The sequence below is a fragment of the Pseudomonas sp. P5_B2 genome (assembly GCF_056400445.1).
The window spans coordinates 1-11,428 of the sequence record NZ_JBFULH010000132.1; the positions used below are offsets into that span (position 1 = coordinate 1).

Below are 11,428 nucleotides of genomic sequence, written 5' to 3' on the forward strand. Positions count from 1 at the left end.
AGGCGGCTCTGGGCGATCGAGCGGATTCCCGTCACACGTGCGTGCAAGGTCGGGCCGCCGTCGAAAATGTCGATGTAGTGATCGGTCTCAAAACCTTCACGCATCAGGATGTCGAAGGTGATTTGCGCCCGTGGATGCACCTGGCCCATCGCCTCTTGAGCGGAGTCCGGCAGCAGCGGCACATAGATCGGGTAATGCGGCATCAGCTCGGCCAGGAACGTGCGGCTCTTCAGGCCGCACAAACGCTCGGCTTCAGCGTAGTTGAGGTCAAAAAAGTTGCGGCCGATGGCATCCCAGAATGGCGAGTCACCGTTTTCATCGCTGTAGCCCACGATTTCGGTCACCACGGAATCGGCAAAGCGTTCCGGATGGCTGGCCACGAACAGCAGGCGGCCACGGGAGTTGAGCTCGGCCCAAGGCGATCCCACCAGCTCGCGCTGCACGTAGAAACTGGTCAGCAAGCTGTTGCCGGTCAGGTCGTGGCACTGGGAGAGCACATGGATCTTGTTATGAATCTTCAGCTCRCGGGAAGCGTGCACGAAGGTTTCATTACGGAAGCTGTAGAACGGCTCGGAATAACCCGCCGAGGCCACGATGGCCGAGCAACCGGCCAGTTTGCCGGTGGTCGTGTCTTCAAGGACGAAGAAATAACTCTCKTCACCGTTGAAGCTGACTTCGGCGGCAAACGAAGCTTCGCTTGCGGCGATCTTGTCGCTCAGGCGTTCAACGTCATCCGGCAAGGAAGTGACACCAATCGGGCTATCCGCAGCCAGACGCTGTACCTCGCCCAGATCAGCCATTTGCGCGGGGCGCATCACCAGCATGGTGTCACTCCTTTCTCGAAAAACTCTTTGAGGAAAATAAGCCGGCCCGTCATTACAGACACTCGGATCAATGTGGGAGCGGGCTTGCTCGCGAAAGCGGTGTATCAGTCGACAATAATGCTGTCTGACCTACCGCTTTCGCGAGCAAGCCCGCTCCCACATTGATCAGGCTTGCGTCAACTTCGCTACGGCACGTTCGAAGCGGTCCAGACCGGCATCGATGTCCGCATCTTCAACCACCAGGCTAGGCGCAAAACGCACCACGTCCGGGCCGGCTTGCAGAATCATCAGGCCTTCACGTTCGGCGGCGTTGAAGATGTCCTTGGCTTTGCCTTTCCAGGCATCGCTCAGCACGCAGCCGATCAGCAAGCCCAGGCCACGGACTTCAGTGAAGAGACCGTATTTCTCGCCGATCTGCTCAAGGCGCGCCTTGAACTTATCGTGCTTGGCATTGACGCCAGCCAGTACTTCAGGGGTGTTGATCACATCTATTACGGCTTCAGCGACAGCGCACGCCAGCGGGTTACCGCCGTATGTGGTGCCATGAGTGCCGACAACCAGGTGTTTGGCCAGGTCTTCGGTGGTCAGCATTGCTGCGATCGGGAAACCGCCGCCCAGGCTCTTGGCGCTGGTCAGGATGTCCGGGATAACGCCGTAATGCTGGTAGGCGAACAGCTTGCCGCTGCGGCCCATACCGGTTTGCACTTCGTCGAATACCAGCAGTGCATTGTGCTCGGTGCACAGATCACGAGCGCCTTGCAGGTAAGCCAGTTCGGCCGGCAATACGCCACCCTCGCCTTGGATCGGTTCCAGAACCACTGCGCAGGTCTTGTCGGAAATGGCCGCTTTCAGTGCAGCCAGATCGTTGTACGGCACGTGGGTGATCCCGGTGATTTTCGGACCGAAACCGTCGGAATACTTCGACTGGCCACCGACGTTTACGGTGAACAGTGTGCGGCCGTGAAAGCTGTTCAGCGCGGCGATGATTTCGTACTTCTCACTGCCGTAACGATCGAAGGCGACGCGACGGGCCAGCTTGAACGCGGCCTCGTTGGCTTCGGCGCCGGAGTTACAGAAGAACACACGCTCGGCAAAGGTGGCGTCGATCAGCTTATGGGCCAGGCGCAGGGCCGGCTCATTGGTGAACACGTTGGACACGTGCCACAGCTTGTTCGCCTGCTCGGTCAAGGCACCGACCAGCGCCGGGTGCGCATGGCCCAATACGTTAACGGCAATCCCGCCGGCGAAGTCGATCAACTCGCGGCCAGACTGGTCCCAGACGCGGGAACCGGCACCACGCACGGGGATGAAAGCGGCAGGCGCGTAGTTGGGAACCATTACCTGGTCGAAATCGGCGCGTTGTACCGCAGCGTGCTCAACGGACATCGGAGTCTCCTGAAGAGGAACGCTCGCCTGAAACTGGCGAGCGATGGGGGGATTGTAAGGACAGTTTTCAGCCCGGCCTTGCCGCCAAGCGACAACTTCTTATAGCGCAAACCCCGGTTTCAGCCGGGTTTACGGCAATGCGACATATAGCGTCGCAAAGGCGCAGTTTAAACCGCCGACACAGGTTATAGGCAGGCTTGTCGACCGGTGCGGTAAATATGTACCGCACGCACTGCATCGTCGTCTGTTTTGCTTGAGCTCAAACCAAACGCTAAGGGACTAGCGCATGAATCAAGACGATTTTGAGCACGGCACGCAACCGGACACCCACTTTCATCATCTTTACCAAAACCTGCCCGCGTGGGTAATGGAGTCATCGGTCGAAACACGCAACGCCCTGAAGAACGCCAGCCTTCAAGCACCTCACTGGCACGCCACCGCGACGCGCCTGCAACATCAGGTGCTGAAAGCCTCAAGCCAGACACATTGGACCCATCGAAATCGTTTGGGCTCGAAGTTGGCAAATCTGCAAAACGCTCGGGATTTTGCCGAGTCAATTCTGGTGCCGGCCCTGAAAACCCGGTTCGACCTGGCAGTGGACGTCAAATCCACCTTTCTGCGGTTGTACATCCCTCAGACCACGTCCTGGTTTTCAATCAAAACTGGTGCCGCCCGCACCTGGACGGTCTCGTTGCTCGATGCCGCGCTGCACAACTTTCAACAATCAGAGACCGAGGCGGACGCTTATGAGCCGGCGTCGACCTTTATCACCAAGCCGTCGCCTACCGGGCAGTTCGACACCCTGCCGCAGGTCTCCCGCAAAATCACGGTTCAGGATTTTACCCGTTTGTGCCGGGAGCTGGACATCGGAGGCAAGTACAACGCCTATCTCAAAGACAACCTGGGACTGACCAACCGGGTAGCCGGGGCCGTTTTGAAGTCAGAGGTCATTAATACGAACAAAGCCGCGCTCAGGTCCGCATTGCAACTGGCCCACGTGCGCCAGGACATTCAGGACGACGCCTATAACGCGATCTTCCGATTGCTGGAAGGCCGCGCGGCAATGCCTCTGGACCGTCATCCACTCCACTGTCACGACCTGACAATGATGTCTTCATCGCTGACCGGTATTGTTATCTTCAGCGCCAAGGCTGGCCGGGCCACCCGCCCCACAAGAATAATCGCCTACCTACCTGATGATCCGGAACATCCGCTCAAACAATATCCCGACACTTTGGCCTTCATGAGCGAGTTAACCCGAAAGCTGCGCTCGCCCGATTACCAGACCTTCTTCAGCCGGTTCGTCGATCACCAGGAACGGGGTCACTTTTTCGCCGACCTCAATAGTCGCCTGCAAGCGGTGACATGGCATCAACACACCCCTGGCGACCCATTGCCAAGCTGGCGCGAAACGCCCATCGACAAACCTGACCTGCAATTTTCGATGACACCATTCAGAGCAGGCCTATGGAATCACCTGTACCAGCGACAACTGAACAAAATCATCAACGACGCCAGCACCCTCGCCGTCTCCACCGCTCGCGCCGATCAAACTGCGCGATGGGCGCTGTGGGACGCCTTAAGCAAAATTGCCGCGACGATCCTTGAAGTGGCGACATTCGTTGCCCTGCCTTTTGTGCCGTTTCTGGGCGAGTTGATGCTGGCCTATATGGCCTACCAGCTGCTCGACGAGACGTTTGAAGGGATCATTGACTGGGCCGAAGGGTTGAAAAAAGAGGCCTTCGGGCATCTGATCGGCATCGTCGAAACAGCGGTTCAAGTGGGAACATTCACGGTGGGCGGCGCCATTGCCGCCGGCACCTTCAGCCGGCTGCTTTCTCGCGAAACGGCGGCGCTTATCGCACCACTCAAACCCGTACCCGCGCCAGAAGGTAAAACCCGATACTGGAAGGCTGATTTAACGCCTTACGAACAAGCCTTCGAACTGCCCGCAGAGAGGAAGCCCGATCATCTGGGCCTGTACTACCACGGGAACAAGACGTTGCTGCCCCTCGAGGGAAAGCTCTACGCCGTGCAGCCGACTCGCGAAACCGGTCAGTTTCAGATTGAACACCCAAGCCGCGTCGACACTTATCAACCGTCGCTGCGTCACAACGGTCATGGCGCCTGGCAGACAGAACTGGAGCAACCCCTTCACTGGGACCGCGAAACCGTCATGCGGCGGCTTGGTCACAGTGTCGAATCACTTTCCAGCGCCGAGCGCGAGCAAATCCTTCGGATCAGCGGTTATCACGACAACGTTGTGCGCGAAACCCATGTCGAAAACCATCGACCTCCATCGCTGCTGACCGACACGATCAAGCGCTTCAAGATCGATCGGGATATTCAGTCGTTCATCGAGCAAATTGGCAGCGACGAACCTGAGCAATACCGCAAGGCCGATCCTGTCATGCAACAGGAACTGCTGAGCCGATACGACTCATGGCCCGCTGATACGCCACTGCCGGCACCGGAAGCCCAGACACAGGCGCTGCGAAAGCAATTAGCGGACATCGCCCGAAACTACCGCAAGTCGCTTTTCGAGCTTCGCTATCACGCACTGGAGAAAGCTGAAGATCTGCCGACCCGGCGATTGCTCGCCGACTTCAAGGAGCTACCGACCGATATCGCGCAGGAGCTGGCGAGCAATGCTTCAGGCAGCGAACTGCGACAACTGCACAACGGGCACATCCCTCAGCGCTTGAAGGACGTAGCAAAGAAAGCCCTGGAAGCGGCGCGCGCAACCCGAGCATATGAAGGGCTCTTTTCTGATTCGCTGGCAACCGCAGACACCCACACCCTGGCGTTGCACAGCCTGGATTTGCTACCCGGATGGCCGGCCAATATGCGCATCGAGGTGAAGGACTTTTCCCATGACGGGATCGTGCGCGACAGCATTGGCCCGGTCGATGCACCAATTCGCAAAACGCTGGTGCGCAGCGAAGACGGCAGTTATCAGGCGCATGATGACAATCAGGCACAGCAGGGTTCAGTAGACTTTTATCAAGCCATCCTTCAAGCGCTGCCCGAAACCGAGCGCACCACACTGGGCTTTGCCATTGGGGAAGGACCGACACTCAAACGGCGCATTGCCGAACATGCGCTGGACCACCCCCGACTTCGTACACTCTTTGCGAAAAACCCTCATCGAAAACCCTTCTATGACCCAACAACCATGCGCCTGCCTGGAGGAACGCAAGGTTACAGCCGCACTAACCGCTCGACACCAACGCTCAACGATAGGGTTCGCGAGGTTTACCCAAGCCTTGCACCGGAAGAACTCGAGTCCATGGTTCTCATGTTGCAGCGTCATCCCGATGGCGCTCGTGTAGAGCTTTCACGACTGGCCAATGAACTGGCCCGCCTGCATCAGGACTTAAGGCGCTGGATAAACGATGCACCCACCACACACCCGCAAACCCGACTTGCGTTGAGCGATTTGGACCGCGATATCGCACGCCGCAATCGCACACAGCTTGCCCAGGAAATCCAGCGCAGCTGGCGCCGCCAGTCCGAACGGGATTTTGATGCGCCGGATGGTAGCGGGCAGTATGTGCTGAGATTTGCAGAAACGATCCCGGGGGACTTGCCAACGCTGACTGCCGACTTCAGCCATGTGTCACTGCTTTCTCTGGAAGGCGATCATGCTGTGCAGGGATTACCTGAGTTCCTGAGCCGTTTTAATGGGCTTCGCCGCCTGGAACTGCGCCGTTTCGCCCTGACCTCTCTCCCCGATGCCATCCCTCGGATGTCGAACCTTGATGCACTGGTGCTCAGTGATTGCGGTATCAGGGTTAACGCCGCCACATGGTCGAAGCTCACGTCCCTGAACAAACTGGTCATGCTGGACTTGTACAAAAATCCGCTCGAAATCACGCCTCACATCAACTCGATGAATGAACTGGTTCATCTCGATCTAAGCAATACCAACCTGACCGACATCCCGATCGGTGCCCTGCAACATCCGAAACTCGACACCTTGCTGTTGATGAACAACCGGATCAACGAATTGCCAGCGCAATTGTTCGAGAGCCCGCTGTACGAAAAACGCGGTGTGCACCTTACGCACAATCCGATTTCCAATCGTTCATGGGAACTGGTCAAACAACACCATTTCGAGACGGCGTACGACATGGGCGTCTATGCCCCCGAGGCAGACATTGATCGCGTCAGGGCGCTGTACCCAGGCATGGAAGTTGAGCAAGCGAGCGAGTTTGTCTACGAATTGCCGGGCACGCTGGAGGATGGTCGKGCAGCACTGATGCACCTGGAGGAAGAACTGACTCGCTTGAGAACCGATTTGTCGGCCTGGACCGCCGACCTTCCGGCCCGACACCCTCTAACGGGCGAGCCTTTCAACGCGGCCCAACTATTGGCCGAGCACGCCAACCGCGATGAGTTCAAACAAACGCTGGAAAAGTGCTGGCAGCATGAATCCGAACTGGATGATCTCAGCATCTCTCTGGAGCCGACCTATGAGCTGACGATTCGTTCGATCATCAACGGAGAACTGCCGGCCCTGTATGCAGACTTCAGTCATGTGTCAGCGCTGGAACTGCAGAGTGCCGATGGCGTGACACGTATCGGCCTTTTCCTGAAGTCCTTCCCAAATCTCAAAACCCTCAAGCTGCGCAACTGCACCCTGGGCAACATTCCTGATGCCGTGTTCAACATGGGTCAGCTCAGGTCGTTGTCGCTCCCGCGCTGTCGCATTCGTTTGTCAGCAGAGTCGGTAAACGCATTGGCCGGAATGGAGCAACTCGACTACCTCGATCTGGGCTTCAACCCGCTGGGGCAAACACCTGATCTGACTCAAATGAAAGGCTTGGCGACGGCCTTGCTTCATGACACTGGAATCACCGAAATTCCACACGGTCTGTTCCAGCTCAACGAACTGGATTGGGTGGACTTGAGCGCAAACGCGATCACTGAAATTCCCAGTGATTTAACGGAGCTTCCCGTTGAGATCGCCGAAAACATCAATTTCAGAGACAACCCGTTCACCCAGGCGAGCCTGTCAAGACTGGTCGACTACTACGAACGGACGGGAGTGGATTTCGGTGTTGATGAGGTGATCAATCGAGGTGAAATGCAAATATCCACCTCTGAAGGCTCCGAGATCGAGGAGTAACTCAGCCTCGCTCGGACGGCACCGACGACAACTCGAACGGACTGCTGCTGCGCCGCTGGTTGCGATCTTCCCGCGGCGTGGCGCCGAAGAAATTGCGGTAGGCGCTGGAGAAGTGCGGCCCCGAGGAGAAGCCACACGACAGGCCGATCTGGATGATCGACTTGCTGGTTTGCATCAACATTTGCCGGGCCTTGTTCAGGCGCAACTCCAGGTAATACTGGCTCGGCACACGGTTGAGGTATTGCTTGAAGATCCGCTCCAACTGCCGCCGGGACACACAAACATGTTGGGCAATTTCGTCGGTGGTCAGCGGTTCTTCGATGTTGGCTTCCATCAGCAACACCGCTTGGGTGAGCTTCGGATGGCTGGAACCGAGACGGTTCTGCAGCGGAATGCGTTGGCGCTCGCCGCCCTCGCGGATGCGCTCGACCACCAGTTCTTCCGACACGGCACCGGCCAGTTCGGCGCCGTGATCACGCGCCAATACCGCCAACAGCAAATCGAGCACCGACAGGCCGCCACACGCGGTCAGTCGATCGCGATCCCAATCGAACAGGTGGCTGGTGGCGATGACTTTCGGGAAACGTTCGGCGAAATCGTCCTGCCAGCGCCAATGCACGGCGGCGCGATAGCCGTCGAGCAAACCCAATTGCGCTAGCGGGTACACACCGGCCGACAAACCGCCAATCACGCAACCAGCCCGCACCAGTTGTTTCAACGCACTGCTGAGCGCCGGCGCAAGTGTGRTCGGCGGCTCATCGGCGAGCAGAAACAACTTCTGGAAATTTTCGAGCTTGCCGGCCCACGGTTCACCTGGCAATTGCCAGGCGCCTTCGGTCGGCGGTTCGGCCTGCAAAAACGACAGTTCGTAAACCACGTCCGGATGCACACGCTGGGCAACACGCAAGGCCTCCTCAGCCAGCGCAAGCGTCAGTGCTTTAGTGCTGGGCCAAATCAGGAAACCAATTCGATGGGCAGTCATGGCGGGCAATCCGAAACGAGAACAGTGTTAGAAGCCGAAAGCGGCTGCAACCAAATTAGACCATTGGCGCGCGGTGCGCAGCATGACCTAATTTGGTGCGTAACGGGAGGTATTACTTGAGGCTGCCCGAGAGGAATTGTTGCAAACGCTCGGACTGTGGATTAACCAGCACTTCACGCGGGTTGCCACTTTCTTCGACGATACCTTTGTGCAGAAACACCAACTGGTTCGACACTTCACGAGCAAAGCCCATTTCGTGCGTCACCACCACCATGGTCCGGCCTTCCTGGGCCAAGGCCTGCATGACTTTCAGCACGTCGCCGACCAGCTCCGGGTCGAGTGCCGACGTCGGTTCGTCAAACAGCATCACTTCAGGTTCCATCGCCAGCGCACGGGCAATGGCCACACGCTGTTGTTCGCCGCCGGACATATGGCCTGGGTAGGCGTCTTTGCGGTGCCCCACGCCGACCTTGTTCAGGTAGTGCTCGGCTTTTTCGCGAGCTTCGGCCTTGGACATGCCCAGTACGTGAACCGGCGCTTCCATGATGTTTTCCAGCGCGGTCATGTGCGACCACAGGTTGAAATGCTGGAACACCATCGACAGGCGCGAACGCATGCGTTGCAGCYGTTTCGGGTCGGCCGCCTTCAGCGCGCCGTCCTTGTTGGCGACCAGTTTCAGCTCTTCGTTGTTGAGCAGAATCCTGCCCGCGTGCGGCTGCTCCAGCAGGTTGATGCAGCGCAAGAAGGTACTTTTGCCGGAGCCACTGGAGCCGATGATGCTGATCACATCGCCAGCCGCCGCTTTCAGGGACACGCCCTTGAGCACTTCGTGACTGCCATAGCGTTTATGCAGGTCTTGGACTTCAAGTTTGTACATGCGGTCGGTTCTCACAAAAACAGTCAGTCAGTCGTTGAGCAAGCGCCCGTGACGCAGCGCTTCGCGCCCCGCCACCTTGGCCAGCCAGAAACCGGGTTGGGCATAACGCAGCCGTTCAATGGCAAACAGCACCCCGGACGTACCAGCACACACCGTGCTGACCCGATCCGACAACGGATCGATCACTTCAAAAATCTCGTCACCGGCTTCGATCCACTCACCGGGTTTACGCAGGAAACTCACCACACCCGGGTGCGGTGCAAACAGCAATTCGGTGCCATCGAACGGCAGGCCTTCGCACGCTTCTTGCGCAGGCTGAGGCCATTCGCCGCAGATCAAGCCTTGCTCGGCAAGGAACGCCAGAATGCCTTCGGCGTGAGCCTCGGACTCGGCGCGCCCGGTATCGGCCTGACCACCTAATTCAATGGTAGTCGCCAGACAGGCCAGCTGAATTTGCGCATCAGGGAACAGGCGCGACAGACGTAACCACGGCAGCGAGCAGGCTTCGTCGAAGGAACTGCCACCGGAATCTTCCGCCAGCAGACCGACCCGCACATTCAGATGTGCGGCCAACGAACGCCAGTGCGGCCAGTGTTGCGGCAAGGCGTACATGTGCAGCGCCGCTTCAGCATCGCAGTGCAAATCCAGAACAACGTCGGCCGTGCAGGCGTGGCTGAGCAAGATACGCTGCATGCCTTGCAACTGACTCGCGGCCGGTGGCAATGCAGCAAGCACATCGCTCATGGCTTGGCGGATCAAACGGATGTTGGCGTGCGGATCATCACCGAGATGCCCGTCCAGCGCAGCGGCCACTGGCGCGCTCAGCTCGACGAAATCGCGGTTGAAGTTCTTGCCGCTGCCCGCCTCGAAACGCCCTTGATGATTGCCCTGCAACAGTTGACCAAGGCCCAGTGGATTGGCCACCGGCACCAATTCGATCACACCATTGAGCAGGCCTTGGGCTTCGAGCTCGGCCAAGCGCTTTTTCAGCTCCCAGGCCGTGCGCATCCCCGGCAGCTCATCAGCGTGCAGGCTGGCCTGGATGTAGGCCTTGCGCTCGCCACTACCGAAGCGGAAAACCGATATCTGGCGTTCACTGCCCAGGTGGCTCCACGGCAATGCATGATCGATGCGTTCCATGTCAGTGCTTCCGCGGGGCCAGGTAGCCCAGCCAGCGGCGCTCGGCCATTTTGAACAGCTTCACCAGAATGAAGGTCAGGCACAGGTAGAACAGACCCGCCGTGATGTAGGCCTCGAACGGCAGGTAGAACTGAGCGTTGACCGTGCGCGCGGCACCGGTGATGTCGATCAGGGTCACGATGGACGCCAGACTGGTGGTCTGCAGCATCATGATCACTTCGTTGCTGTACTGCGGCAGCGCCCGGCGCAGGGCCGATGGCAGCAGGATGCGCTTGTACATTTTGTAGCGCGACATGCCCATCGCCTTGGCGGCTTCGATCTCGCCATTCGGCGTGGCCCGCAGGCTGCCGGCGATGATTTCGGCGGTGTAGGCGCTGGTGTTGATCGCAAAGGCCAGGCACGCACAGAACGTTGCGCTGGACAACCACGGCCAGAGGAAGCTTTCACGTACCGCTTCGAATTGCGCCAACCCGTAGTAGATCAAAAACAGCTGCACGAGCATCGGCGTGCCGCGGATCACGTAGGTGTAGAGCCAGGCCGTCATGTTGACGGCCGCGTTTTTCGAGACGCGCATCAGGCCCAGCGGCAACGCGCACAGCAGGCCGAAAAACAGCGACAGCGCGAGCAATTTGAGGGTAGTCACCAGGCCGCCGAGGTACAGCGGCATGGACTCCCAGATGACGTTGTAGTCGAAGATCATAGATCAGCCGCCCTTACGCCTACCGAGTAGCGCTTCTCAAGGTGACGCAATGCCAGCAACGAGACACTGGTGATCACCAGGTACATCGCCGCCACTGCGAGGAAGAAGGTGAAAGGCTCGCGGGTGGCATCTGCCGCCTGCTTGGCCTTGAACATCATGTCTTGCAGGCCTACCACCGAAATCAGCGCAGTCGCCTTGGTCAAGACCAGCCAGTTATTGGTAAAGCCGGGGATCGCCAAGCGAATCATCTGCGGAACCAATACCCGGAAGAACACCTGAAAACTGCTCATGCCGTACGCCATGCCGGCTTCTGCCTGCCCCTTTGGGATCGCCATGAAGGCGCCGCGGAAGGTTTCCGACAGGTACGCACCGAAGATGAAACCCAGGG

At 58.4% G+C, this 11,428-nt stretch carries 8 protein-coding genes; 1 reads left to right on the plus strand and 7 read right to left on the minus strand.

What is annotated here, in order from left to right; translation table 11 throughout:
* Both aruF and AC1DRJ_RS13050 read right to left on the minus strand, forming a co-directional pair.
* Positions 1 to 824: arginine/ornithine succinyltransferase subunit alpha (gene aruF / locus AC1DRJ_RS13045; RefSeq protein WP_477802512.1), on the minus strand; the 824-nt coding region annotated here is incomplete at its 3' end.
* 165 nt (positions 825 to 989) lie between these two features.
* Positions 990 to 2,210 carry an aspartate aminotransferase family protein gene (locus AC1DRJ_RS13050; RefSeq protein ID WP_477802513.1) on the minus strand — a complete coding sequence of 407 codons (1,221 nt, stop codon included), beginning with the start codon at positions 2,208 to 2,210 and terminating at the stop codon, positions 990 to 992.
* 286 nt (positions 2,211 to 2,496) lie between these two features.
* On the opposite strand from AC1DRJ_RS13050, the gene AC1DRJ_RS13055 reads away from it, so the two are divergent.
* Positions 2,497 to 7,341 (plus strand): dermonecrotic toxin domain-containing protein, encoded by a 4,845-nt coding sequence (locus AC1DRJ_RS13055; RefSeq protein ID WP_477802514.1) that lies wholly within the window; start codon positions 2,497 to 2,499, stop codon positions 7,339 to 7,341.
* Position 7,342: 1 nt separating this feature from the next.
* Here AC1DRJ_RS13055 and argR read toward each other — a convergent pair whose 3' ends face one another.
* From argR to AC1DRJ_RS13080, 5 genes are all read right to left on the minus strand, one after another.
* On the minus strand, positions 7,343 to 8,323 hold the full coding sequence (gene argR, locus AC1DRJ_RS13060; RefSeq protein WP_477802515.1) for a transcriptional regulator ArgR: 981 nt from the start codon (positions 8,321 to 8,323) through the stop codon (positions 7,343 to 7,345).
* A gap of 112 nt (positions 8,324 to 8,435) precedes the next feature.
* Positions 8,436 to 9,200, minus strand: a complete 765-nt coding sequence (locus AC1DRJ_RS13065; protein ID WP_477802516.1) for an ABC transporter ATP-binding protein — start codon at positions 9,198 to 9,200, stop codon at positions 8,436 to 8,438.
* A 27-nt stretch (positions 9,201 to 9,227) separates the two neighbouring features.
* The gene (locus tag AC1DRJ_RS13070) at positions 9,228 to 10,340 is read right to left on the minus strand and encodes a M14 family metallopeptidase (protein ID WP_477802517.1); all 1,113 of its coding nucleotides are present in this window, start codon (positions 10,338 to 10,340) and stop codon (positions 9,228 to 9,230) included.
* Between the two features lies 1 nt (position 10,341).
* The gene (locus AC1DRJ_RS13075; RefSeq protein WP_477802518.1) at positions 10,342 to 11,040 is read right to left on the minus strand and encodes an ABC transporter permease; all 699 of its coding nucleotides are present in this window, start codon (positions 11,038 to 11,040) and stop codon (positions 10,342 to 10,344) included.
* On the minus strand, positions 11,037 to 11,428 hold a 392-nt coding region (locus AC1DRJ_RS13080), incomplete at its 5' end, for an ABC transporter permease subunit (RefSeq protein WP_477802519.1). The genes AC1DRJ_RS13080 and AC1DRJ_RS13075, both read right to left, overlap by 4 nt.